The following is a 22,419-nucleotide window of genomic DNA, read 5'->3' as shown; positions in this document are numbered from 1 at the left end:
TCTGCGAGATTGTTACATTGTCGTGACGTTTTCTTGACAACCATGAAGGGCGATGGTCACGCTGGTACCGTCGTCACCCCTCCCGCTCCTGTTGGTGGGCGGGCTTGATGACCGATTTGGGCATCCCCTTTTACAAATCCACCGGTTATACAGGCATGCTTTTCGTTAAACTCTTCGACCCCTTGCGCGGGCAATACCAAGGCACGGTCTTCGCCGAAAGCGATACCCCGGTGCCACCCGTTGTATGGTTCGGTCTTCCCGTCACGCTCCTGCTGGCCAGCGTGGTTTTTTTGCTGATCGATCGGGATCTGTTCGTCTGGTGGGCGGGCAGCGAAACAGGACCGGGCGAAAACATCACCGCGAGCGTCTTCGTCCTCGCCGCCGTGCTGGCCTTCGTCTTGGCACGGCAGAAACGCCTCATCCCCGTCGCCTGGCTGCGCGGTTCTTTTTACTCTCTTTTCGCCGTCGCGATGTTCGTCGCCGGCGAGGAGTGGAGCTGGGGACAGCATTTCTTCGGCTGGCATACGCCGGAATGGCTGTCCGACATCAACAAACAGGGCGAAACCAACCTGCACAATGTGGCGGAGAATACCCTGGATCAGAAACCCAGGGCCGTTGCCACCTTCATCATTCTGATCTTCGGGTTCTTTTTACCGTTGTTCCGCTCTGGCTTGAAGTTTCTGGACAAGTATCCGTTCGTCGATTGGCTGATGCCGACGCGGGCGCTGGTCCCCACCAGCCTGATCGTGTTCCTGCCGCGCCTCGCCGAGCGAATTCAGCTCTGGTTCGACATCAGCGTCACCGGCCCTTATGTCATGACCACGCGCGACTATCAGGAACTGCAGGAACTCTATATCTCCCTCTTCGTCTTTATCTATCTGCTGAACCTTCTCCTCAGGATAAGACGCTACAGGTAGCACGGTCGGCCACCGCATGACGGGGCCTGCCGGTTATGCGCCGATCTTCGGCTTGGACGCTTCGGGTGGGGAAAGCGCAGGCAAGTCGTGCGCCTTTCAGCGCGATGGCTTACGTCCTTGACCTCTCCACAAGACCGGGCCGGGCCTTGCATCGGCGGGCGTGGACACCAACATTGATCCTATCGATCCGCGGCGTGCGGTGGAGTGCCCTCCCAATCGGCGGGGCCGTTCCACACAGGGCGCCCAAGGACGTTTAGGGGCACGAGATCGGATTGGAACCTGTCGCCGCGTGAAGCCCTGCCGGACTTGATGCCGTGCCATGAGACGCGGCACCGCGCTGCCCACCCCGTATTGCGGGGGCACATCGCAACCGGCCTGGTTGGGCCGCGTTAATAAGGCATATCAATCCACACGACGGAGGATGAAATCCGTCGCCCAAAACCATGGAGAAAGCCCAATGAGCAACAATGTATATTCCATTAGCGAGATTGTCGGCTCCTCGGACAAAACCATCGAGGATGCGATCGAGAACGCCATCGCCACGGCGTCGAAAAAACTTAGAAACGTCGAATGGTTCGAAGTGATCGAAACACGCGGCCACATCGTGGACGGAAAAGTCGGCCATTACCAAGTGACCCTGAAACTCGGCTTCCGGTACGAAAGTTAAGCGGCCTACTGCCCCTTATGGGCGCCCCCTCGCCCGACCAGGCAGGGGGCGTGGGGAGCAGTACAGAATGCCGCTGAAGATGTAATCTGTGTCTATGATCGATGGCCGTTGGGCCAAAGAGAAGAGCAAACTGTCATCAAATTCAGTCACGGTAGTCCCAAGGATAGAAACCGATGGCGCGCATCAAGACACATCTGGGCGAAATCCTGAAAGAGGAATTCATGCTCCCCCTCGCCCTCTCTGCCTCTCGGCCAACAGGCACGTCGCGCATCGACCGCTATACGTCTACCGCGCCCTTGTCCAAAAGGGGGGCCACCGTAACGCGGCATGCCTCAGGGCGCGGCCGATCGCTCCGGTAAGACGGCATACATCACCTTGCCGTCATCTTTCAGATCGATCTCGGGACTATACCTTTTCGTTATATGGTTGTCTGTCAGCTGCGGTGTTTCAGGGAACAGATACAGCCAGAAAATAACGTAGTCTGCCCGGCCCGGCTGGTCTCGTTGAACGGGCATCTTGAAGATCTGCCGGTCACCGGGCCCAACAGACACTTGCCTGTCCATTTCCGCCCAAAACTTGATGAGCGAATCCTCATCCGGTCCCCGCGCCGACATGCTGCCGGAAAAGCGGCCGCCTCTTTTGAATGACACTTCCATGTAGACGGCCTGCGGATCCGCCTCCTCAGGCGCATACCACCATTTTTCAAGTACAACGGTATCGTACAGCTTTTCGCGGGCGCTCATCTTTTCTTGATGGGCCTCCCTGGTTTTCATGCTGCTGTAGCTCTCAACCGCGTAGATGCCAAGTCCCAGCGCAAGGATAGAAACCAATACAGCCAAGACATGCAAAGCCACCATGCTGCCTGGCCGAAAAAGAAAGAAGCCCAGAGAACTGACAACGACGTGAACGGCCGCAAAGCCCACATACAGCCAGAAGAACAAGCCGCTCAAGTCAAGGAAACTTCCACCACCCCGCGGCATCAGCAACCAACGATCAATCAGATAAACCGGAATCGCGAGCAGGATAAAAACGGCCAAAATCGATAAATGGGTTTTCAACAATTCACAGGTCTCCAGCATCAAGAAAAAAGTTATGCGGCGGCTAATGACGCAATCATAAACGTGACGCAATCATAAACGGAGGGTCATAATTACCACTCCTGAATGATAACTATGTGCGTACCGTCACTTTCCGATGGGATTTTATCTGCCAGAAAACGCCATCAACAAAGCTTTTTTGATGATCTGGGCTTAAAACCGCACATAGCATGACACTGCATGGCTTGCCAGAAACCTGCCTGCATTGCCTGCTTTTGTGATTTGAATGGGATGAGAAATGAACGGCGTCTTTCTTGGTTTCGGCATAATATTCACGGCTCTGACCGCCCTTTTTGTGTTTCTGTATTACCACAATTTTGTGAATTCAGACAATTTGAACGCCAGAGGTGTAACGACCGAGGCCGAAATTCTTAGAAAATATGAGGAAACATCAACCGGCAGCAGCAGCATGGCTACCACGGACAATCCGAGCGACCGATCGGGGCCAACGTCATATATGGTCGAATATGAATACATGACGGAAACCGGACAATTGATCACTGAATCGGAGAATGTGGGTAAGGAATACCAGGATTACCTGGAGGTCGGGGCGCATTACACTGTGGTGTACGACCCGCAAGCACCTGAAATATCGACCCTTGTCGGTGTGGATGGCTATCATCGGGGAGTTAAGAGATTGACGATTATACTTGCCGTATTTGCCGTATTGAGCGTTACTTCTTGGACCGCCTATTTCCGCTAAGGTCTGTTAGCGCCCGCGACCGCCGTACCCTAACCGGTCGGTCCAAGCGGCAATCGCGCAAGAACGCCGCAGGGCAGGCAGAGTTCCTGATAGGCCCTCTCAGCGCGCTCTTCATATGAAAGAACGCTTTCAAGTTTTAGCTGCGGCTCCAGATCTGACAGGATATTCATGCCGGCCCGGGTCGCGGAAAAATAGAACCGACCCTCGAAAAACGCGGCGCTTATCGTATCGGCGGCGGCCAACAGGTCAGTCTGAATCGCCGCGAAGGCCCGCGCGAACTCGGGCGTAATCCAGTCTTTCGCGGCATCGGGGTTATCTGTACGCACCTGAAAGCGATCATCAAATTCAGCCACGCCGGCCGTAAAGTCTTGCAACTCGAAACCGTCGGGCTGTTTGGACAGAAGATCTTTCAAGAAGTCCCGCTCTCGAATGACGATAGCCGGCGTTGCTGCGGGCAAATCGACTTCAAGAACGACGCCGTTGAACGAGACCGAATGATACGGGGTACCGCTCATTTTCTCGCTTGAGCTGTAGCTGCCCCGGCTCGACGAATGAAGGTGAAGCAAACGGAAGGCCCGGCCGTTCCAGATTCCCGACAATCCGTAGGTCAGACGCGGTTTGGCCAGTTTCTTCAAGCCGCCCAAATCCGCCAAAACGCCATAACGCACATGATCATCATCGGGGTTTGCAATGAAGTCGCCGCCGAACCCCTTTTCCGTCAAAAGCGCGGCGATCTTCCCGGCAAATTCCTTGGCGAAACCGGCGCTCCCGTCACGCCCGATCGCGCCGAAAAGGACCAGCCCGCCAAAGACCGCGAAGACACAAAGCGCGATAATCACCAACATTGGCTGCCCCTCGTGCAGGGCATAAATCCCCGCCCCCGCGGCAACCAACCACGCCCCGGCGACGGCAGCGGCCAATGGTCTGCGCTTCCCGCGCAATCCGCGCGTCTTCGCCTCCGCCTCCTCAACCAATGGCGCAATCCTATTCTTGTAGAATTGCTTGAACTCAACAGTCATTTGTTCCGACTCCCGATCACGCGGTATTAAACGCCGCAGTTGCCCCACCCCTTTCGGACAATATGCAGGTTCAAGTCAAAAATGCACTACTGGAAGGATTATTGCGTCCGTTTTTCCGCCGCTTTTCTGGCAGTAACCGGGTGACGCTAGGTTCCGCGTAACCTACCTACACCGCATCATTATAGTCCACCACAACACGCGTCGTGCGCAGGTGGGACTGGCAGGTGAGGATGTAGCCCTGGGCGTTCTTCGCCACTGAGGGCGACGTTGACCGTCCCTTTCCACCCGGCCTTCCTTCAGCCGCGCATGGCATGCGCCCAACAACATGCGCGCAATAACGTCCCCCCAATAACATGCGCCCACCGCCAAATCGGGGGCTCGGTTAAAATCCGATTGTGCGCCGCGAAAGACTGCGTTAAATCACGCGCCCCATGTATGTTATGTTATTACATACAAATTCACTAAACCCAGAAATCCAAGATCGACACAAGGAGTGGTCAAAAGAAATGCAAGCAACGTTCAGGAAAACTGTCGGCGCGCTGGCCATGGCCATCACGATGCTGTTCGCGACGAATGGCGCCGCGCAAATGCAGGGCATACAAATCGCCGCCGGCTCCTCAACGCATAACCATGCGCACAATCACGACAACGACGTCTACAAAGGCTATTTCAAGGACAGCCAAATCGCGGAACGGTCCCTGTCGGATTGGGAAGGCGATTGGCAATCCGTCTATCCCTATTTGCAGGACGGCACCCTGGACCCGGTCATGGAACACAAGGCGGAACATGGCAAAAAAACCGCCGAGGAATACCGCGCCTATTACGAAATCGGCTATCGAACGGATGTCGACCGCATCGTCATCGGTCCCGGCAGCGTCGCCTTCTACAAAGATGGCAAATCCGTCCAAGGCCAGTATGCGGCGGACGGCTATGAGGTCCTGACCTACAAGAAGGGAAATCGCGGCGTGCGGTTCATCTTCAAGAAAACGGCCGGCGACAGCGAGGCCCCTCAGTTCATTCAGTTCAGCGATCACCGCATCGCGCCGGAAAAGGCCGACCACTATCACCTTTACTGGGGCGACGACCGCGCGGCGCTTCTGGAAGAAGTGACCAATTGGCCGACCTATTACCCGTCATCCATGAATGGCGACGATATCGTCCACGCGATGATGGCACACTGACCGTACTGTAATCGTATCGCCTCACCGCCCCTACGGGATGCGACACAGGCACACTGCCCCTGCATCGGTTTCAACCGGTGCGGGGGTGGGACTGGCAGGTGAGGATATAGCCTTGGACGCGTTCTTCGTCGCCGGGCACGACGTTGACGACCATCTCCACGCGGCCTTCCTTCAGCCGCGCGCGACAGGAAGCACAGCCCCCCCGTGCAGGAGAACGGCGCATCGACGCCCTGGTCGCGGGCAGCCTGCCAGTTGAGAACGAAGGTGCCGTCAGAGTAGACCTTGGAAGAACAAGTCGGCATCATAGAGATGCATCGGCTGCAGGAAGACAGGGTAATCTGAATGGCAAACTTGGCCTCTGACACAATTGGCCCTGCTTGGTGGTGTGGCAAAACGTTCCTGGTCAGCCAACTTGCGTTGGCTGTCCTTTTAGTTTCTTCGAGCGTTTCACAGGCGACCCGAATCCCCGGAATGGGTGATATTCCGAACGGATTCTTTTTCACGACCGAGATGGACTTAATAAAAATTACGATGCCGATGCCGAGGGGCGAGACTGAAGCGGCGCCTCTAGCCGTGTTCAATCTACCGAGGGCTTACATTTACCTCACCAGCCACCATTCAGAAAAGCAGGTTGTTGAGCTTCCGTCAGAGATCGAAGCAGATACAATCTTCATCGTCCTGACTTATCCCGCCGGCGAGCCTTACAGTGTTGCACTTGCTCGGCTGAACGAGAGCTTTGTCGCTGCGCGACGGAATGGAAACACCGATTTGAAGAGTCCGTCGACCCAACTTCGCTCCGTTCTCACAGAAGGTGCAATTTCAACGTCTAAACCAGTCGCTTACGATTCAGCAATTTTTCATCCGCGAGACTATGAGCCGTATATCGGCGACTATGGCACATTAAAGCGGCACGATACTCTGGGGACCAGCGAAGTCTATTTCGGAAAACCCGGCGACCTGATTAGGAAGATTAGGTGCTATCGCACTCCGGAGAATGCCAAGCCGAATTTCTTTTGCGACTACTACACCGTGCTTTCTTCGCATGTGATGGCGAAAGTTTCGTTCGTCGACTTCCGCGTCAATGGCGGCATCCGCTTTGCCGAAGAGCGTGTACGCGCCTTCAAGCAAACCGTCTGTCGGCACATGCAATGTGATTGAGACGGATGCTGTCGACTTATTGTTGGCGCGGCATAACCGCCGACACGGCTCTGCGCCTCGCCAAATGCTTCGGCACCACGCCCGAATTCTGGATGAACCTGCAATTCGCCCACGACCTGTCCCGCGCATCGGCGGAAAGCGGCCGTGATATCAACAGACAGGTCGAGCCTTTATCGGATGCAACGGCCTGACGAGGTGCAATCCTATTTTGGTTACTGCTACCGTAACTCCATAGTGTTTGGGTTACCGTCACCGTAACCCGACACACAATCTCCTTACCTGCTACCTATAGTTAAAATAATCAAGATATTGACCGTAGTCCTTGAAATTTCGCTCGCGCGGAACAATATTTAGTTGGTTAGGCTTTGGCGTTTGGCCTCTGGCTGACTGGGCTTCCCAGTGATCTTGAGGTTAAGTGCAGCGCCGCCATAAGGGCGAACGTCCTTGTCGCGGAGCTTCCGAAAGGGCCAGTTGGCACCTCGGCAGAGTTTAGCGCCCACCCGTCCGGTACGACCATAGCCGTTGCTTTCTCCGTCGAGGGGACCTGTTGGGGCGGCTGGTCGGCATTTTTCAAGAGGCGCGGGTGGAGGGCGATAGATCGCCACCGGCTTGCCTCTGCACCCAAAAAGGGTACAGTTTTGAAAGGAGAAGCTGATGGATGATCGATGCAAAAACGTGCCAGTTTGCTGGCGCGGGCCGGGCTACTGGACTGGTTTCGGTATTCGCTCGGAGTGACTTTGGCGTTTGGCCTCTGGCTGACTGGGCTTCCCAGTGATCTTGAGGTTAAGTGCAGCGCCGCCATAAGGGCGAACGTCCTTGTCGCGGAGCTTCCGAAAGGGCCAGTTGGCACCTCGGCAGAGTTTAGCGCACGGTCGGACGGGTAAGCGACCAACAGGGCCCCCAGGACCGAATGAAAAGCAAGGCATTCAAATCCGTGACGACGCAGGCCGCGCTTATGGCTGCGTGGCGACAGGTTTACGCAAATGGCAAGTCATCGCGCTCTAGCCGTACGAGCGACGAGGTCGACGAATATGCGTTGAAAATCGACAAAGAAATTCGCCGCCTGCAAAGGCAACTACGTTCCGACAAATACGTATTTCAGCCTGCCGTAGGCAAAAAAATCCCCAAGCGAAATCCGGGGGACTTTCGTCCGCTTGTTATAGCTCCGATTGAGACCCGCATCATACAGAGATCGGTACTGGATTATTTGTTGGCTAACGCGAATTTGAAGCCATATGCCTCAACACCTTACAGCTTTGGTGGTGTAAAGAAGCGTGATGACGAGAGTCTAGCGGCGGTGCCTGCTGCAATCCGTGCGGCACTCGATGCAAAAGCGGAAGGGATGGAATTTGTCAGATGTGCAGACATCCAATCCTTCTTCACAAGGATCAGGAAATCTACCGTCAAAAAAATTGTATCAGATGCCGTTCCGGACCCCGACTTTTTAGCTCTTTTCGACGAATGCATAAAAGTCGAGTTGTCGAACTTGTCCGAGCTCGGAGTTGGCGCCAATCGATTCCCGCGAGAAGATCTTGGTGTAGCGCAAGGCAGCTCGCTCTCACCGTTGATGGGAAATATTCTACTGTATGATTTTGATCGAACAATGAACGAAGGAGCCTGTCGCTGTATTCGGTACATCGATGACATTTTGATACTGGGGCCAAGTGAAAAGGAGGTTTCTAGAACGTTCAGGTATGCGAAGAAATATCTTGATGGTTTAGGTATGGACTTTTCCAAAGAAAAATCGAGTTTTGGTGTTCAAAATTTCAAGGACGGCTTCGTTTTTCTTGGAATTGAGATGATTAACGGGTTGATCCGCCCGGATGGGCAATCTGTAGGAAAATTCAAAGAGAAAATTCACAGTATTGTAAGTGACTCATCGAAACAGATGCTGGGATCAGAAGAGAAATTCAAACCAGAATTCGCACTAGTGCCAACAATGCTGCGAATATCTGGGACGGTACACGGTTGGGGAAAACACTATCGTTTTTGTAATGATTCCAATATTTTTGTTAACCTTGACACGCATGTTGATAACGAAGTTCGAAAATTGATTGGCGCGTACACTGATGCGCGCTCAAGAGCCGTCATTTCCGGTCGAAGACTTCTTGGCGTGAGCTCACTAAGAGACTTACCGACAGAACCTTTTCAATGGCCGAAAGTTAGTCATTAGGATTAAGTCTACACAGCGACTTGATTGCATGAGATCAAAGTAAATGCCTTTCAATTCATCTACCAATACACGAAACTGAATTCTGAAATTCCAGCCCAAGAAGTTTCGAAAACGGTCGTCACAATTTCGTCGTCGTAATTTCAGAAAGCACATACCGAATGCGTATTTGTTATCTTTTGAAACTCGACAAGCCAATCCGTCTAGAAGACTACTGGCCGATTCCAATATTGGACGGCCAACTGAACCCGGTCTCCCAAGATGGAAAAATTATCGCCTTCAAAATCACTTTCATTGGTCAACCTTTGAGCCTTTCCCCCAAGCTTGAGGTGCATGAACACGGGAAGGCTAAAGCCTCAATCACAGATCGCGATTCCTTGCTGCCGTTTGTTAGCATGCAGGTCGAGAAGGCTTTCTCCTACCTACGATGTTATTTTGATACTGAAATACTAATTGATGAAATTGAAACAGCCTTCGAAGGTGAAACGGACGAAGAGATAAGGGAAATCCAAATAGAGAAACTAAGCACGGGTAAGGCTGAACATACTTTAGAAATACCTTACTCGATGCTCACTATGGCATTGATGGCCGCCGAAAGCGGACCGGCACCAGAGTTCGAAGCCACTTTGGTAGCTGCATCGCGAAAAGCGATGACTGAAAAAAGATTCATCGATTCATTTCGTTATTCTTTCCTGTTAATCGAGTCTCTGTATGGCGATGGAAAGTTCAAATCCGTCCAGTTAAAGGCTGCGTTGAAGGCAAATCCGGACTTGCACGCAATAATCACGGAAGCTCTCAGCGTTCGCACGCCGCCAACGAGACCACGAAACTCCGATACTGAGAAATTGCTATCTCAGTCGCCTACAGTGAATCGGGTGATCGATCACCTTGTTGATATGCGTGGGTTTTATTTTCACGGGAACAGAAAACGTGGGAATGCTTGGCAACCTCATGAACAAGACAAAGCTGAGGTGCTTTGCCTTCTCGCGCTCGAGATTAGCATGTTGATTTCACATGAAGCGGCCGCACCGATGTTTGCTGAAGAACATTCAAAGCGGCATTTTGAACAAGCGAAGAATGTTGGAGCAACCATGGCGATGAAGGTAAGTTTCATGTTTCGCGATCCTGACGAAAAAATGGACCGAAACGGAACGATGAGGATAAGTGTTCCGGGAACACGGCCAACTCAAAAGTTAGCCGCTTATGTGGCCAAGAGTTTTCTGCAGCGATTTGAGGATGAAGCACCAACTGCGGACTTGAAATCAGCAATATGTACCGTCGATGGGACGGAAGAAAAGATATTTGAAATCACGCTTCATGCGCACCTGACACAGGACAAAAGCAAAAGCGAAACTTCTTAGCTACTTAGTTTAGGTAGCAGAATTTTATGTCACAGTATACGAATAGCGCGCTTCTCAAACCGCATCATCATAGTCCACCACGACCCGCGTGGTGCGGGGGTGGGACTGGCAGGTGAGGATATAGCCCTGGGCGAGTTCTTCGTCGCTGAGGGCGAAGTTGACGTCCATTTCCACGCGGCCTTCCTTCAGCCGCGCGCGGCAGGAGGCGCACACGCCCCCGGTGCAGGAAAACGGCGCGTCGGCGCCCTGGTCCCGGGCGGCCTGCATGATGTTGTCGCCATCGCCCGCCAGCGCGAATTTGGTGCGCGCGCCGTCGATGACGACGGTGACTTCCGCTTCCGCACCCGGCGCGGCAAGTTCCGCGACGTCACTGTCCCCCGCCCCGTCAGCGGCGCCGACCGAGGCGGGCTTGGCGAGCGGTGAAGACCCGTCGGCCGGGGTAAACATCTCAAACCCGATCTTGTCCTTCGGCACATCGCGCTGTTCCAGCGCGGCGGTGACGTCGGCGATCATGCTGCCCGGGCCGCAGATCAGGAACTTGTCCACATCGCCCAGCTCGACCAGCGCATCGAGCAATTGCCCGGCGCGGTCCGTATCCAGACGGCCGTTGAACAGCGGCGCTTCCTGGAATTCCCGGCTGAACACATGGACCAGGGTGAAGCGGTCGTGATAGCGGTCCTTCAAATCCTCCAGCGCGTCGCGGAAGATGATGCTGCCGGTGGACCGGTTGCCGTAAAACAGCGTGAAGCTGCTGTCCGGCTCCGCCGCCAAGACGGTCTTTATCATCGACATGACCGGCGTGATGCCGCTGCCCGAGGCGAAGGCGACATAAGTTTTCGACGCGGCCGGGTCCGGCGAAACAGTGAACCGCCCGTCCGGCACCATGACCTCGATCTCGTCGCCGGCTGAGATGTTTTCATTGGCGTAGGAGGAGAACAGCCCGCCATCGACGCGTTTGACCGCGACGCGCAATTCCCCCGCGCCGCCCTGGAACTCATTCGCCGCGCTGCAAATCGAATAGGTCCGGCGCACGTCTTCCCCGCCCAGATCCGCCTTCAGCGTCAGATACTGGCCCGGCATGAAGCTGTAATCGGCGCGCAAATCGTCCGGCACCTGGAAGGCGATGGAGACGGTGTCCTCGGTCTCCCGGCGGACGTCGCTGACTTTCAAGCGGTGGAACTTGGACATGAGATTCGTTTCCTCAGAACTTTATATGCACTTGAAATAGTCGAAGGGCTCTAAACACGCATTGCAGCGATAAAGCGCCTTGCAGGCCGTGGAGCCGAATTCGCTGATCGGCTTGGTGTCTTCCGATCCGCATTGCGGACAGGCGACCACGGGGTCATGCCCCATCAGCACGGCCTTGCCGCCGCCTTCGCCTTTCGCCGGCGGGGCGATGCCATAGGCGCGCAGTTTCTCGCGCCCTGTCTCGGTCAGCCAATCGGTGGTCCAGGCCGGCGACAGCACGGTCTCCACATCGACCGTGGTGAAACCCGCGCGCATCAATCGGTCGCGGATATCGATTTCCATCGTCTGCATGGCGGGGCAACCCGAATAGGTCGGCGTGATGGTCACATGAACGCTGTGATGTTCAAGGTCCACATCCACCGCGCGGATGACGCCCAGGTCTTCCAGCGTGAGGACCGGAATCTCCGGGTCCGTCACATCGCGCAGCACGGCCCAGGCCGCTCGGTCGCCAAGCGCCGGATCGGTGATCGGATGGGTGTTCATCGCCTGCCGCCTTTCCTATCCCATGCCCCCGCGCCTACCAGTTGCTGTTCGGATAGGCGCGCTGCATGAATTGCAGCTCGGCCAGAAGGAAACCCAGATGCTCGCTGTGGTGCCCCTTGGTGCGGCCGCCCTTGACCGACCAGGTGACGCTGGGCTTTTCCAGGCCCGCTTCGGCCAGCACCGCGCCGACATGGGACTCCCAGGCCGGGCGCAAGGCTTCCAGATCGACACCGATGCCGGCCGCCAGCGCGGCCTTGTCCACATCGTCCATCTGGAACAGCTCGTCCGTGAAACCCCAGACCCGGTCGAGCGCGGCGATCATCTTCGCGCGGCTCTCCTCCGTCCCGTCGCCCAGGCGGATGACCCAGTCGCCGGAATGGCGGCGGTGGTAGGAGATTTCCTTGAGCGCCTTGGCGGCGATGGCGGCGAGTTGTTCGTCAGACGATTTGGTCAGCGCGGAGAAGACTTCGAAATTCCAGACATCGAACAGGAACTGGCGCGCCATGGTATCGGCGAAGTCGCCGTTCGGCTGTTCCACCAGCAGGCAGTTCCGCCAATCGAGCACGTCGCGCAGATAGGCGATGGCGTCCTCGTCCCGGCCCTTGCCCTCGATCTCGCCCGCATGGCTGTACAGCATCCGCGCCTGGCCGATCAGGTCCAGCGCCACATTGGTCATGGCGATGTCTTCTTCCAGCACCGGCGCATGGCCGCACCATTCCGACAGGCGGTGGCCGAGGACGAGCGAATTGTCGCCCAGCCGCAGCAGGAATTCGACATGTTGATCCTTATTCATAGCGATCCCTGAAATCCGTTCTTATTCAATGCGATGCAGATCCTATCGGACTCTACATATGTCCTACTTCATCGGGGATGTCGTAGAAGGTCGGGTGGCGGTAGATCTTGTCGTCCGACGGGTCGAACAGCATGCCCTTGTCGTCCGGGTCGGATGCGGTGATGTCGACCGATTTCACGACCCAGATGCTGACCCCTTCGCCGCGTCGGGTATAGACGTCGCGTGCGTTCTGCAGCGCCATTTCCGCGTCCGGCGCGCGCAGACTGCCGGCATGGCGATGATGCATCCCCGCTTTGCTGCGGGTGAAGACTTCCCAAAGGGGCCACTCTTTCGACATTGGATACACTCCTGCCTGTCTGCCAGTCTGTTTTTCGATATGCGGGCGCACTCGGCGACCCGTGACTGTACTCGTTTGAAAATCGGGCGCCGTTACTCGGCGGCGGCGGCCAGTTTGCGGGCGGCTTTCTTGTCCGCATGCGCCATCGCGGCTTCGCGAACCCAGGCGCCTTTGTCCCAGGCATCGCGCCGGTTTTGCAGCCTCTCGCGGTTACAGATGCCGTTGCCGTTCACGACCTGCCAGAACTCGTCCCAATCGATTTCGCCGAAATCGTAATGGCCGGTTTCCGCGTTCAGCTTCAGCTCCGGGTCCGGCACCGTCAGGCCCAGATAGTCGGCCTGGGGAATGGTCATGTCGACGAAGCGTTGACGCAGATCGTCGTTGGAATCGCGCTTGATCCGCCAGGCCATGCTCTGTTCGGAATTCGGGCTGTCCTTGTCGCTCGGCCCGAACATCATCAGGCTCGGCCACCACCAGCGGTTCAGCGCTTCCTGCGCCATCTTCTTCTGTTCCGGCGTGCCCTGGGCCAGCGCCATCATCGCTTCATAACCCTGGCGCTGATGGAAGCTTTCCTCCTTGCAGATCCGCACCATCGCGCGGCTGTAAGGGCCGTATGAACAGCGCTGAAGGGAGACCTGGTTGACGATCGCGGCGCCATCGACCAGCCAGCCGATCGCCGCCACATCCGCCCAGGTCAGGGTCGGATAGTTGAAAATGCTGCTGTATTTGGCGCGGCCGTCATGCAGCGCTTCCAGCATCGCGTCGCGGGAAACGCCTAAGGTCTCCGCCGCGCTGTAGAGGTACAGGGAATGCCCCGCCTCGTCCTGGATTTTCGACAGCAGAATGGCCTTGCGCCGCAAGCTGGGCGCGCGCGTCACCCAGTTTCCTTCCGGCAGCATGCCGACATATTCCGAATGCGCGTGCTGGGAAATCTGCCGAACCAGCGTTTTGCGGTATTTCTCCGGCATCCAGTCGCGCGGCTCGATCTTGCCTTCCGCGGCGACCTTTTCGTCGAATGCCGTCCGCTTCGCCGGATCTTCATCCTTTGCGGTTTCGGCGGCGAAGGCGCGCGCCTCTTCCGGCTTTTCTGCAATCGTATAGGCCATGTCGCGTTTCCGTCCCGTCCGGTTTTCGCCGCGGATGATTTCGCCATCCTTTTGCGTCGCTTTGCGTCCGACGCGGCAGAGGCATCGCAGCCAGTTTGTTCACCTCACCTACCCAGATAATATGATATGGTTTTTTTAATTTCAACGGAAAAAGTGTATCATATTAATTGTCGGGAAAATCGCCGCCGGACAATTTCCCGGATCCAATTTCTTCTCAACCTGGGGTAAATCATCCCTGTTTGGGGGTATGGTTTCCCCCTTCCCTCCGATACATCTGCCGCGGGGTGAAAACGCAGGAGGACCAGGAGAATGAAACGCGCCGTTCTTTACGCCGCACTTATCGTAGCGCCGCTTTTCGCGAATACCGGATTTGGGGCCAATGGGGCGCTAGCGGCGGAGAAGACGGTTCTGTTCGGCGTGGTTCCGCAGCAATCCGCCAGCCGCTTGGCCCGGGTTTGGCTGCCGTTGACGCAATACCTGTCCGAGAAACTCGGTCGATCGATCGAATTCGCGACCGCGAAAGACATCCCCACCTTTGAATCCTGCCTGGCGAAGGGCGCCTACGACATCGCCTATATGAACCCGTATCACTACGTGGTGTTCCACGACGAGACAGGGTATGAGGCAATCGCACGGCAAAAAGACAAAAAACTCAAAGGCTTGCTGGTGACCCGCAAGGATCGCCCGAAGACGGAACTGAAGCAGTTGCAAGGCGCGAAACTCGCCTTTCCCAGTCCGGCCGCCTTCGGCGCCAGCGTCATCCCGCGCGCCGAGTTGCGGAAAGAAGGTGTCGACTTCACCGCCGATTACGTGAAATCCCACGATTCCGTCTATCGCGCCGTAGCGCTTGGCCTGTACGAGGCGGGCGGCGGCGTGCGGCGGACCTGGAACACCCTGGCGCCGGAGATCCGGGATCAACTGGATATCTTCTACGAAACCGCCCCCTACACGCCGCATGCGATCGCCGTGGCGCAGGACATGGATCCGGGCCTGCGGGACGGCATCCAGGCAGCCCTGTTGGCGCTTTCCGCAGCGGACGGCGACATTTTGAAAAATCTGGGTATATTAGGCTTTGAAGATGGAAAAAACGCGGATTGGGACGATGTCCGTTCGTTGCATTTGGACAAGGCCCAAACCCAAATCGTGGATGAAACGGGCAATCGATGTCATTCCGGCTGAAAACCGTTCTGGGAATTGCGGCAATCGAATTCCTCATGCTGGCCGTGCTCATCGTCAGCAGTCTCAACTATATCCGAACCTCTAACGAAGACAGGATCGTCGAGCAGGCGCAGACCGCCAGCCGGCTTCTGGCCACGATGACTGCCGACGCGACCGTCTCTCTGGATATCGCGACGTTGGAGGAATTGGTCTACCAGGCGGTTTCCAACCCAGGGATCGACTATGCCAGGGTCCGGCTTGAGGACGGCACTGTCATCTCGGAAGAAGGCCCGGATGACGTCCTGGCCCTGCCCTTCAAGCAGGATATGTCGGTTGCCGATGCGCATGAGGACCATCGCCTGGACGTCTGGTCCCCGATCGTCGTCGCCGGGAAGCCATTCGGCCGCGTGGAACTGGGCATGTCCACCAGCGGATTGAAGGAAACCGTTGCCGATGCGCGCGAGTGGATGTTGAGCGTCGCGGGCGCGGAAATACTTGTCGTCGCGGTTTTCGGCCTGTTGCTTGGCCAGATGCTGACCAGACAGCTCGTCCGGCTGCAAAAAGCGGCGAACCGGGTCGCCAATGGTGAATTCGGCGTCCAAACGGAAGTCCGCGGCGAAGACGAACTGGCCCAAACGGCGATCAGCTTCAACATCATGTCGGAGTTTCTGCAGAATTATTCCCACCGGTTGGAAGAAGCCCGCGCCCTCGCCGAAGAACGCCGCGCCGCGGCAGAGGACCGCTTGTACGATGCTATCGAAAGCATGCCCCAAGGCGTTGCGGTGTTGGAGCACGACCTGACGGTCGTCCATGTGAACAGCGCCCTATGCACAATGTTTGATTTTGACCAGAAACTGGTCCGGGAAGGTGCGAACTACCGGCACCTACCCGCGTTGCGTGAGATGCTGGAAGGCCATCTGTTGACGCCGCCGCCCCAACGGGAAGGTGAGAATGAGCTGAGTTCCGGGCGCATGGAACGACATGCAAGACCGGACCGTTTCCGCCGTTGGGAAACGAAACTGTCCGACGGCCGGATTATCCAGACTACCCAGGAAACCATGCGCGATGGCGGAATCGTGCTTGTTGAAACCGATGTCACGGACCTGTTCGCGGCAGCCGAAAAGAATGCCAAGCTGGAACGCAACCTGATGCAAAAGCAGAAGCTGGAAAGCCTGGGGACCCTTGCGGGCGGCGTTGCGCACGAAATCAATACCCCGGCCCAATTCGTCGGCGACAATTTAAGCTTCCTGTCGGATTCCATCGGCGACCTGTTCGAATGCATCGACGGGATGAGCGAAGACCTCAAGTCCTGCGGCAAGGAGGACGCGAGCAAGCAAAGGCTTCAAAAAGCCGACTACGACTACCTGCGCGAGGAGATGCCCGCGGCGGCAAGCCAATCGATCGAGGGTGTAGGCCGCATCCGGGATATCATCGGCGCGGTGAAATTCTATGCCCATCCCGGCGCGATCGAAAAACAGAAGATCAGTCTGAACGAAGCGGTCCGCAACACAGCGATCGTCACCCGGAACCAATGGAAATACGTCGCCGACCTGGAAGAAAAACTGGACCAGAACCTGCCCGACATCGTGGCGAATGACGGGCAGATTACGCAGTTGCTGGTGAATTTGATCGTCAACGCGGCCGACGCGATCGAAAGCGGCAATGAGGGCGACGACGACAAAACGAAACAGCATGGCCGGATCGAAATCGAAACGGAAACCCGGGGCGACCGGGTAGCGTTGATCGTCCGAGACAACGGCCCCGGCATTCCGAAGGAAATCCGCAACCGTGTTTTTGATCCCTTCTTTACGACCAAGCCGCCCGGAAAGGGCACCGGCCAAGGTTTGACGATCTGCCGGAATATCGTGTGCGACAAACACGATGGCACGATCGAGGTCACAACGCCGGAGGGTGGCGGAACCGAATTCGTCATAACCCTGCCCTGCAATACTGAGGCACAGAAGCCATCGGACCGGAATGACACCCCCAAAGAGACGGCTGTTGCTTAGCTGAGGTTTCCACTATATTCGAGCTATTAGGAAATTTTCAGCCGGTTGGAGTCGATGTCGCAAGGCCTTCCCAGGATCATCTTCGTCGATGACGAAGGCCACGTGCTTGACGGTCTTCGCAGAAATTTGCGCAAGAAACGCGATATCTGGGATATGGTCTTCCTGGAAGGCGGGCAGGCCGCGCTGGACTACATGGCCACCCACAAGATCGACGCGGTGATTTCCGACATGCGAATGCCGGTCGTCGACGGCGCTTCGGTAATGGCCGAGGCCGCGCACCGCCATCCTGAATCGGTCCGCATCATACTGTCAGGCCATGCAGAGCAGGATATGCTTCTTCGGGCTGTCGGCAGCGCCCATCAGTTCCTGCCCAAACCCTGCGAACCCGATCTGCTGATCGACATATTGCACCGGCTGCTGAATCTTAGATGCAACGTGCATTCCGAGAGCCTCCGCCATCTGACGGACAGTTTAAGATCACTGCCATCCCCATCGAAAACCTTTATCGCGCTGATGGCCGAAATAGACTCGCCGACATCCAGCGCGGCATCCGTCGGCAAGATCGTCGAGTCCGACCTGGGGCTGACGGCACAAATCCTTCGGCTTGCGAACTCACCCTGTTTTTCCATGCCGAGCAGAATTTCCAACTGCAAGCAGGCCGTTCAACTACTGGGATTGGAGACGGTGAAAGCCTTGGCCACCCTGGCCGAGTTCCACAAGATCGCCGACCGTAAACCTGAATTACAGAATGTGGTCGCGCGGTTGGCGGAAAGATCGCTGTCCATCGGCACGGCGGCCGCACGGATAGCCAGGGTGGAGAAGCTTCCGGTGGAGGACAGGGAAGCGGCATCGACCGCCGGCATTCTCTGCCATGTCGGCACTTTGGTTCTACAGGTCAACGACAACAAGGCATTCAATACCGCCATGACGGATGTGGAAAAAGGCAGGAGCGCACTGCCGGAAGCGGAGACCGACCATTTCGGTGCCTCGCATGCACAATTGGGCGCTCGCCTCGTCGGCCTTTGGGACTTTCCGCCAAACATCATCGAAGCCGTCTGCTTTCACCATAACCCGTCCGACACGCTGGTGCCCGACATCCCGCGCTCCGTCGACGTCTTGGCCTGCGTCCACGCCGCCCAACTTCTGGTCAGGGCGCTGGACCGCCCGGATATGGGACCGGAGGAAATGGTCAAACGGGGTTTGGATGAAGAATACCTGACGGCGACCGGGTGCTTTGATCGCATCGAAATCTGGCGCGATGCGGTGATCGAGGCGTTGCAGGAACTACAAGAGAACACCAAGCGATAGCGCAGCGCGACGCGCCGCGTCACCTACCGGGATGCGACCGAAAGCAGGATCTTGCGGACGAGTTCGGCCTGCCGCGTCGCCCCCGTCTTTGAAAAGATATTCTTCAAATAGGTCCGCGCCGTGCTTTTGGTCACGCCGCATTCCACTGCCGCTTCCTCTAAACTGAGTCCCTGCGCCATTGCCGCGGCAAGCCGGGATTCCGAAACGGTCAGACCGAATAGCGCCGCGATCAAATCCGGCGTCGGATTGGGTGCGGTGCCATCCCGCGATACATACAGATATAGACGCGTGTCTTCCGACGAGCCCATGGCGTTGGCGAGGATCGTGGCCCGAATGGGCTCACCGTCTTCATCTTCCAACCTCAATCCCGCGGTGCGATTGGTGTCCCGGGCCGAGCGCATGGCGCCATGCAGGCGCTCAGTATCCTCGGACCGGGTAGCCCGCAGAATGCCGGCGTTATCGACCGTCAGTCCCGTATGGTTTGCAATCAACTCACCGCCCGACTGGTTGGTGAACAGAAGCTTTCCATCGCTATTGGTCACAAGCACCGCGAAGGGAAGATTGTTCAATGCAGAGGCACCGACGTCGCCGGCGATGGCAGTCTCGTCCTCGGATTGCGCCAGCCTCTTGGACAGTGCGGCCTCTATCCCCTCAGACAATTGCTCCGCGGGGCAAGGTTTAACGTAGAAGCGAAAGATATTTCCATCGTTGATCATCGACACCGCGACATCGAACTCCGTCGACCCCGACAAGACGATGGTTTGCACCGATGGTATTGCGCTGCGTATCTGTTTGGCGAGTTCGACACCATCCATCACCGGCATGCGTATATCCACGACCGCGACATGCGGTGGATTTTCGCGCATAGCGTCGAAGGCCACGACAGGGTCCTGGTAGAATTTCATGTCCCAGGAATCCCGCCTGCCCCTTAACGCCCGGCGTAAACCGGAAAGAACGGCGGCGTCATCATCGACAAATGTGACCTTAGGGCTGTCTATCATATTCGTATGTTAGAACATCTTTATTAACACCCTATCAATTCGCCCCCAAATGCGGATAGGTCAAGTCCGGATCCAGGCATATACCCTCAGACAATGTTCTTGGGGATGCCGGAAATGCTTAAGGTACTTGTTGTCTCATACGACCTGTCGGTCCTGGCATCCGCCAAGAGGATGCTTCAGGACAACTTCCATGTCCTAACCGCCGATGACGGCGAGACGGCTGTGAGCCTGTTGGCTGATTTCTCGAAGGTCGGCGCGGTGGTCTGCGATACCAAGGCAAGCAACATGTCCGGCCCTGAATTTTTGGAAGCAGCCGCCAAGGTCGTGCCGGACGCGACTTTCGTGCTGATGGTCGACCCCACGACGGATGTCAGGCCCCAGCGCATGGATGGGCGTTCGCCTTTCTGGCACTGTGTCGAAAAGCCAGTCGACGCCCGGACAATTCTTGCCCTGTTGGACGGACAAATTTCAGGTGCCGACAAGCCGCCCGGCCACGGTTTCAGCAGCAATTCCGACGATGAGAACGTTCGCGATGCCTTGTCGAAAACCGATCCCGACGTGCAATTCAACATGCTCTACCAACCGCGGATCTGCACGGCGTCGGGCCGCGTCTGCGCCGTCGAGGCATTGGTACGCTGGGAAAACCCCGCATTGGGCGCCATCCCGCCGGCGACCTTCATTCCCGTCGCGGAACAGAGCGGCGATATCGCATGGATTACAGATTGGACTCTGCAGACCGCGTGTAACGCCGTACGGGACTGGACCGACCAAGGGTGTCCGGCGATCCCGGTTTCCGTCAATATCTCGCCGATGGGCTATACCGATCCCCGCTTCATTGGATTGGTCGCGAATGCAATCCGGGTTGCCGGCATACCTGCAAACCGTTTGGAACTGGAGGTGACCGCAGGGCTCAGTCTTTGCGGCAACAAGAAAGCCAGCGCCACCGCCGCCGCACTCAGGGACTTGGGCGTCCGTGTCAACATCGACAGTGTTGTCGATCAGGGACTTCCCGATTCTACATTGACCGTCGAAAACCAAGCCTGCCTGCAAAGGGGCGACAAATTCATACGGCGGGTGACCGGAAAAGACCCTGTGTCCACCCTTCAAGCCATGCTGAAGCTGGGAGCCAAAATGGGCATCAAGACCGTCGCTGCCGGTGTCGAAACCCTTCAGCACGCCGAGTTCATCCGGAAACTCGGATTCGACCAGATGCAGGGCTTCCATATCTCCAGGCCGTTGGCGCAAGGCGACCTTGCCCATTGGATTCAAAGCCGCGCTTCTGCCTGATCCGCGCATCCCCCCTCTTTATTACCTTTATTTGGCTTTAAAACGCGGACCAACCGGAATCCGCCCCACCACCATGCGAGCCACAGCAGTATCCCGCCAAAATCTTTTCATCTGAATCGCCCCCAAATGCGGATGTGCCGGGCCTGCGCCGGCCTCTATATCGATTGTATCGAGACCCAAAGAGGCACTGACGATGTATAAAATTCTCGCAGCGGACAATGATCGCATGACACTGAACGCGATCAATCGAATCGCGGGACGCCAATTCGATGTTCTGACCACACACTGTGGCGAGACGGGCCTCACCCTGCTCCAAAACCATGGCGATATCTGCGCGGTCATCTGCGATATGAGCATGCAGGACATGCCAGGGCTCGAGTTTCTGGAAAAGGCCAAGAAGATAGCACCGGATGTTCCCCGGATTTTGCTGACCGGTTATATTGATGCAGACATTATGACGGACGCGATCAATCGGGCTTCCGTATACCGGTTCCTTGCAAAGCCAATCAACGCAAAGCGCTTGCTTGAAGTCCTCGATGAATGTGTTGAGTTAAAGGATCGCGATAACAGTACCACGCCCCGCGCCAAGCATGGCCGCGACTTGGCAGAGTTTCTCAACAGCGCGGACGCGGACAAGGAATTCAACCTTGTCTACCAACCCCGTGTTTGTTCCGCCACAGGCGACACCAAAAGCATCGAAGCCTTGATCCGTTGGAACAGTCCGACCCTTGGGCAGGTTTCGCCCGCCGCTTTCATCCCGGCCGCGGAGAAGACAGGGGACATCATCTGGATCACCGAATGGGCATTGAACGCCGCCTGCGCCACATGGACGAACTGGCGCGATACACAGGGTCGGCAGATGCCGTTATCGGTGAACATTTCGCCTGTGCTGTTCGGAGACCCGCGTTTGGTCGATACGGTTTCGCGGGTGTTGAAAAAAACGGGGTTCAGTCCTCGGTCGCTCCAACTGGAAATCACCGAAGGCCTGGAACTGCATCAACACAAAACCGCAGCGGGCACGGTCGCCGAGATTAAGAAGATGGGCGTTCGTCTATCGCTCGACGATTTTGGCACGGGCTATGTGTCCTTCGCTTTTTTGCGATCCTTAGGTTTGGACTGCCTGAAAGTCGCCCGGAAATTCGTATCCAAAGCAACGACAAACCCATCCGAAGGTGCGGTCCTTCTTGCCGTGCGGGAGCTCGGCCATCGCCTTGGCATCAAGACCATCGCCGAAGGAATCGAGGACGACGTACATGCCAATTTCGTCCGCGCCTTGGGCTATGACGAGATGCAGGGATACCACTTCTCGAAACCCGTCCCGGCCAATGAATTGGCGAATTGGTTGCGCAAGCATCCCGCCGTGGTCTGACCCGGCGTGATGAGCGAGCGCGCCCTAGAACATGCCTGTTAAAGGAG

General features: G+C 56.5%; 22 protein-coding genes. 13 read left to right on the top strand and 9 right to left on the bottom strand.

Features of this window, described 5'->3' with window-relative positions; genetic code table 11:
• The first annotated feature begins 107 nt into the window (after positions 1-107).
• Positions 108-917 (top strand): hypothetical protein, encoded by an 810-nt coding sequence (locus tag EOI86_RS05630; RefSeq protein WP_127764123.1) that lies wholly within the window; start codon positions 108-110, stop codon positions 915-917.
• A 457-nt stretch (positions 918-1,374) separates the two neighbouring features.
• Positions 1,375-1,584: a dodecin gene (locus EOI86_RS05625; RefSeq protein WP_127764122.1), complete on the top strand. Its 210-nt coding sequence runs from the start codon at positions 1,375-1,377 to the stop codon at positions 1,582-1,584.
• A 332-nt stretch (positions 1,585-1,916) separates the two neighbouring features.
• On the opposite strand, the gene EOI86_RS05620 is transcribed toward EOI86_RS05625, so the two are convergent.
• The gene (locus EOI86_RS05620; protein ID WP_127764121.1) at positions 1,917-2,645 is read right to left on the bottom strand and encodes a hypothetical protein; all 729 of its coding nucleotides are present in this window, start codon (positions 2,643-2,645) and stop codon (positions 1,917-1,919) included.
• Positions 2,646-2,919: 274 nt separating this feature from the next.
• Between EOI86_RS05620 and EOI86_RS05615 the strand changes: the two genes are divergently transcribed.
• Complete coding sequence (locus EOI86_RS05615; protein ID WP_127764120.1) at positions 2,920-3,384, top strand: DUF3592 domain-containing protein; 465 nt, start codon at positions 2,920-2,922, stop codon at positions 3,382-3,384.
• A gap of 29 nt (positions 3,385-3,413) precedes the next feature.
• Here the strand turns inward: EOI86_RS05615 and EOI86_RS05610 are convergent, their stop codons facing one another.
• Positions 3,414-4,403 (bottom strand): DUF3137 domain-containing protein, encoded by a 990-nt coding sequence (locus tag EOI86_RS05610; RefSeq protein ID WP_127764119.1) that lies wholly within the window; start codon positions 4,401-4,403, stop codon positions 3,414-3,416.
• Between the two features lie 506 nt (positions 4,404-4,909).
• Here EOI86_RS05610 and EOI86_RS05605 point away from each other — a divergent pair.
• Positions 4,910-5,584 carry a ZinT family metal-binding protein gene (locus EOI86_RS05605; RefSeq protein ID WP_127764118.1) on the top strand — a complete coding sequence of 225 codons (675 nt, stop codon included), beginning with the start codon at positions 4,910-4,912 and terminating at the stop codon, positions 5,582-5,584.
• Between the two features lie 70 nt (positions 5,585-5,654).
• On the opposite strand, the gene EOI86_RS24875 is transcribed toward EOI86_RS05605, so the two are convergent.
• Positions 5,655-5,807 (bottom strand): 2Fe-2S iron-sulfur cluster-binding protein, encoded by a 153-nt coding sequence (locus EOI86_RS24875; protein ID WP_205032072.1) that lies wholly within the window; start codon positions 5,805-5,807, stop codon positions 5,655-5,657.
• Positions 5,808-5,926: 119 nt separating this feature from the next.
• Between EOI86_RS24875 and EOI86_RS05595 the strand changes: the two genes are divergently transcribed.
• From EOI86_RS05595 to EOI86_RS05580, 4 genes are all read left to right on the top strand, one after another.
• Positions 5,927-6,742 carry a hypothetical protein gene (locus EOI86_RS05595; RefSeq protein WP_127764117.1) on the top strand — a complete coding sequence of 272 codons (816 nt, stop codon included), beginning with the start codon at positions 5,927-5,929 and terminating at the stop codon, positions 6,740-6,742.
• Between the two features lie 5 nt (positions 6,743-6,747).
• Positions 6,748-6,933, top strand: coding sequence for a HigA family addiction module antitoxin (locus tag EOI86_RS05590; protein ID WP_127764116.1), 186 nt, complete (start codon positions 6,748-6,750; stop codon positions 6,931-6,933).
• Positions 6,934-7,652: 719 nt separating this feature from the next.
• Positions 7,653-8,915, top strand: a complete 1,263-nt coding sequence (locus EOI86_RS05585; protein ID WP_127764115.1) for a reverse transcriptase domain-containing protein — start codon at positions 7,653-7,655, stop codon at positions 8,913-8,915.
• A 158-nt stretch (positions 8,916-9,073) separates the two neighbouring features.
• Positions 9,074-10,273 carry a hypothetical protein gene (locus tag EOI86_RS05580; RefSeq protein ID WP_127764114.1) on the top strand — a complete coding sequence of 400 codons (1,200 nt, stop codon included), beginning with the start codon at positions 9,074-9,076 and terminating at the stop codon, positions 10,271-10,273.
• A gap of 54 nt (positions 10,274-10,327) precedes the next feature.
• Here the strand turns inward: EOI86_RS05580 and paaE are convergent, their stop codons facing one another.
• The 5 genes from paaE to paaA all read right to left on the bottom strand — a co-directional run bounded on the left by paaE (position 10,328) and on the right by paaA (position 14,240).
• Complete coding sequence (gene paaE / locus EOI86_RS05575) at positions 10,328-11,461, bottom strand: 1,2-phenylacetyl-CoA epoxidase subunit PaaE (protein WP_127764113.1); 1,134 nt, start codon at positions 11,459-11,461, stop codon at positions 10,328-10,330.
• A gap of 21 nt (positions 11,462-11,482) precedes the next feature.
• Positions 11,483-12,004: a 1,2-phenylacetyl-CoA epoxidase subunit PaaD gene (gene paaD, locus EOI86_RS05570; RefSeq protein WP_127764112.1), complete on the bottom strand. Its 522-nt coding sequence runs from the start codon at positions 12,002-12,004 to the stop codon at positions 11,483-11,485.
• Positions 12,005-12,038: 34 nt separating this feature from the next.
• Positions 12,039-12,797 (bottom strand): 1,2-phenylacetyl-CoA epoxidase subunit PaaC, encoded by a 759-nt coding sequence (gene paaC / locus EOI86_RS05565; protein ID WP_127764111.1) that lies wholly within the window; start codon positions 12,795-12,797, stop codon positions 12,039-12,041.
• 52 nt (positions 12,798-12,849) lie between these two features.
• The gene (gene paaB / locus EOI86_RS05560) at positions 12,850-13,134 is read right to left on the bottom strand and encodes a 1,2-phenylacetyl-CoA epoxidase subunit PaaB (RefSeq protein WP_127764110.1); all 285 of its coding nucleotides are present in this window, start codon (positions 13,132-13,134) and stop codon (positions 12,850-12,852) included.
• Between the two features lie 92 nt (positions 13,135-13,226).
• A complete protein-coding gene (paaA, locus tag EOI86_RS05555; protein ID WP_127764109.1) occupies positions 13,227-14,240 on the bottom strand; it encodes a 1,2-phenylacetyl-CoA epoxidase subunit PaaA in 1,014 nt (337 codons plus the stop codon).
• 309 nt (positions 14,241-14,549) lie between these two features.
• Between paaA and EOI86_RS05550 the strand changes: the two genes are divergently transcribed.
• The 3 genes from EOI86_RS05550 to EOI86_RS05540 are packed head-to-tail and all read left to right on the top strand — an operon-like array spanning position 14,550 to position 18,715.
• A complete protein-coding gene (locus EOI86_RS05550; RefSeq protein ID WP_127764108.1) occupies positions 14,550-15,419 on the top strand; it encodes a phosphate/phosphite/phosphonate ABC transporter substrate-binding protein in 870 nt (289 codons plus the stop codon).
• The gene (locus tag EOI86_RS05545; protein WP_127764107.1) at positions 15,404-17,407 is read left to right on the top strand and encodes an ATP-binding protein; all 2,004 of its coding nucleotides are present in this window, start codon (positions 15,404-15,406) and stop codon (positions 17,405-17,407) included. Before EOI86_RS05550 ends, EOI86_RS05545 begins: the two co-directional genes overlap by 16 nt.
• Positions 17,408-17,461: 54 nt before the next feature.
• Positions 17,462-18,715 (top strand): response regulator, encoded by a 1,254-nt coding sequence (locus tag EOI86_RS05540; protein WP_127764106.1) that lies wholly within the window; start codon positions 17,462-17,464, stop codon positions 18,713-18,715.
• A gap of 23 nt (positions 18,716-18,738) precedes the next feature.
• Here EOI86_RS05540 and EOI86_RS05535 read toward each other — a convergent pair whose 3' ends face one another.
• Entirely contained in the window at positions 18,739-19,716 is a 978-nt protein-coding gene (locus EOI86_RS05535) for a DNA-binding response regulator (RefSeq protein ID WP_127764105.1), read from the bottom strand.
• 114 nt (positions 19,717-19,830) lie between these two features.
• Between EOI86_RS05535 and EOI86_RS05530 the strand changes: the two genes are divergently transcribed.
• Together EOI86_RS05530 and EOI86_RS05525 are read left to right on the top strand one after the other, a co-directional pair.
• Complete coding sequence (locus tag EOI86_RS05530) at positions 19,831-21,003, top strand: EAL domain-containing protein (protein ID WP_161973709.1); 1,173 nt, start codon at positions 19,831-19,833, stop codon at positions 21,001-21,003.
• A 193-nt stretch (positions 21,004-21,196) separates the two neighbouring features.
• Positions 21,197-22,372 (top strand): EAL domain-containing response regulator, encoded by a 1,176-nt coding sequence (locus EOI86_RS05525; RefSeq protein WP_127764103.1) that lies wholly within the window; start codon positions 21,197-21,199, stop codon positions 22,370-22,372.
• Positions 22,373-22,419 lie beyond the last annotated feature (47 nt).

Origin of the sequence: Hwanghaeella grinnelliae, assembly GCF_004005845.1 — a bacterium.
GTDB classification, from domain to species: Bacteria; Pseudomonadota; Alphaproteobacteria; order UBA8366; family Aestuariispiraceae; genus Hwanghaeella; species Hwanghaeella grinnelliae.
This window is presented reverse-complemented; position numbering and strand designations above follow the sequence as displayed.

Coding starts and splice junctions, on each gene's coding strand:
- EOI86_RS05630 (WP_127764123.1), top strand. CDS start 108: ATGACCGATTTGGGCATCCCCTTTTACAAATCCACCGGTTATACAGGC.
- EOI86_RS05625 (WP_127764122.1), top strand. CDS start 1,375: ATGAGCAACAATGTATATTCCATTAGCGAGATTGTCGGCTCCTCGGAC.
- EOI86_RS05615 (WP_127764120.1), top strand. CDS start 2,920: ATGAACGGCGTCTTTCTTGGTTTCGGCATAATATTCACGGCTCTGACC.
- EOI86_RS05610 (WP_127764119.1), bottom strand. CDS start 4,403: ATGACTGTTGAGTTCAAGCAATTCTACAAGAATAGGATTGCGCCATTG.
- EOI86_RS05605 (WP_127764118.1), top strand. CDS start 4,910: ATGCAAGCAACGTTCAGGAAAACTGTCGGCGCGCTGGCCATGGCCATC.
- EOI86_RS24875 (WP_205032072.1), bottom strand. CDS start 5,807: ATGCGCCGTTCTCCTGCACGGGGGGGCTGTGCTTCCTGTCGCGCGCGG.
- EOI86_RS05595 (WP_127764117.1), top strand. CDS start 5,927: ATGGCAAACTTGGCCTCTGACACAATTGGCCCTGCTTGGTGGTGTGGC.
- EOI86_RS05590 (WP_127764116.1), top strand. CDS start 6,748: ATGCTGTCGACTTATTGTTGGCGCGGCATAACCGCCGACACGGCTCTG.
- EOI86_RS05585 (WP_127764115.1), top strand. CDS start 7,653: ATGAAAAGCAAGGCATTCAAATCCGTGACGACGCAGGCCGCGCTTATG.
- EOI86_RS05580 (WP_127764114.1), top strand. CDS start 9,074: ATGCGTATTTGTTATCTTTTGAAACTCGACAAGCCAATCCGTCTAGAA.
- paaE (WP_127764113.1), bottom strand. CDS start 11,461: ATGTCCAAGTTCCACCGCTTGAAAGTCAGCGACGTCCGCCGGGAGACC.
- paaD (WP_127764112.1), bottom strand. CDS start 12,004: ATGAACACCCATCCGATCACCGATCCGGCGCTTGGCGACCGAGCGGCC.
- paaC (WP_127764111.1), bottom strand. CDS start 12,797: ATGAATAAGGATCAACATGTCGAATTCCTGCTGCGGCTGGGCGACAAT.
- paaB (WP_127764110.1), bottom strand. CDS start 13,134: ATGTCGAAAGAGTGGCCCCTTTGGGAAGTCTTCACCCGCAGCAAAGCG.
- paaA (WP_127764109.1), bottom strand. CDS start 14,240: ATGGCCTATACGATTGCAGAAAAGCCGGAAGAGGCGCGCGCCTTCGCC.
- EOI86_RS05550 (WP_127764108.1), top strand. CDS start 14,550: ATGAAACGCGCCGTTCTTTACGCCGCACTTATCGTAGCGCCGCTTTTC.
- EOI86_RS05545 (WP_127764107.1), top strand. CDS start 15,404: ATGTCATTCCGGCTGAAAACCGTTCTGGGAATTGCGGCAATCGAATTC.
- EOI86_RS05540 (WP_127764106.1), top strand. CDS start 17,462: ATGTCGCAAGGCCTTCCCAGGATCATCTTCGTCGATGACGAAGGCCAC.
- EOI86_RS05535 (WP_127764105.1), bottom strand. CDS start 19,716: ATGATAGACAGCCCTAAGGTCACATTTGTCGATGATGACGCCGCCGTT.
- EOI86_RS05530 (WP_161973709.1), top strand. CDS start 19,831: ATGCTTAAGGTACTTGTTGTCTCATACGACCTGTCGGTCCTGGCATCC.
- EOI86_RS05525 (WP_127764103.1), top strand. CDS start 21,197: ATGTATAAAATTCTCGCAGCGGACAATGATCGCATGACACTGAACGCG.